The following is a 1,132-nucleotide window of genomic DNA, read 5'->3' on the forward strand; positions in this document are numbered from 1 at the left end:
GGCGTTGGTGCAGGGATCAGTATGAAGGCGCCGCTCGGTCTTTGATGGGGTTGGTTACTTTGAATTCGCCGTTGCCGCTTTGCAACGGACGGAAACCGGGCGTGCAGTGTCAAGCATCCGGTTGAGAATGGTAACACCGATGGCAACTTCTGTCTGCTGAGCATGGAATGATCGTGCCCGCAATCGCCGTCCAATGATGCCCTTATATCTGCCCATCCCCGTTTCAACCAAGGCCCGTTTGCCATAGCCGGTAGAAGCCTGCCATGCGAGGCGGCCATCCGTTTTGATGGACGCGATATGATGATCGCGCTGGCTTGGCGGTTCAGTGTCTTGATTTGCGACGGCTGTTGAGCGTGGTGGAATGACGACCTTTGCTTTTGTGCTGTGACGCAGGGCGGCCTCATAAATCGGATCGCCGTCMTAGGCGCCAYCTGCGGTGAACTGGCCGATCGCAGCGTCGATCTGATCGAGCAACGGCTCGACCTGCGAGGCGTCGCCGGCGTCCTGATCCGTGAGCACATGCGCAATGATCTCGCCACTGCGGCATCAAGCGCCAGATGCAACTTGCGCCAGCCACGGGGGGATTTTGCGCCATACTTTTCTTCCAACCATTGACCCGCCCCGTAGATCTTCAGCCCGGTGCTATCGACCAGAACATGAAGGGGGCCATCCGCGATAGACTGACGGTCATTGCCTTTGGCAGGTGGCCTCCAAGTTCTTGCCCGCCGGCTGAGGGTTGTGTGGTCGGGCACGGGAAGCTCCAATCCCATCAGCTTAAGCACCGAGCCCAGTAATCCTTCGCCCTGGCGGAGCGGCAACCCAAACGCCATGCCAAGCGTCAAGGTGGCCTCGATGGCGAGATCCGAATAGCGCGGCTGGCCACCACGTGTCGTGCGTCTTGGCGCAGCCCATCCGGCAAGCGCTTCCGGCGCCAGCCACAGTGTTAGACGGCCGCGACGGCGAAGGCCTGCTTCATACTCCCGCCAGTTCGTCACCTTGAACTTCATCTTGCTGATGCGATGACGGCGGGCGGCGTTATGCTTATGCGGCATGGTGTGCGGATCAATCACGCTGGTTGCGATCGCAGACCCATAGGCGGAAATCGTTGAAATTCGATCCCTGCACCAATGCT

At 59.5% G+C, this 1,132-nt stretch carries 1 pseudogene; it reads right to left on the reverse strand.

Features of this window, described 5'->3' with window-relative positions:
- Positions 1 to 54: 54 nt before the first annotated feature.
- Positions 55 to 1,052: pseudogene (locus AC1D05_RS35715) on the reverse strand (IS5 family transposase).
- Positions 1,053 to 1,132 lie beyond the last annotated feature (80 nt).

This window comes from Mesorhizobium sp. P2_E9, from assembly GCF_056403815.1.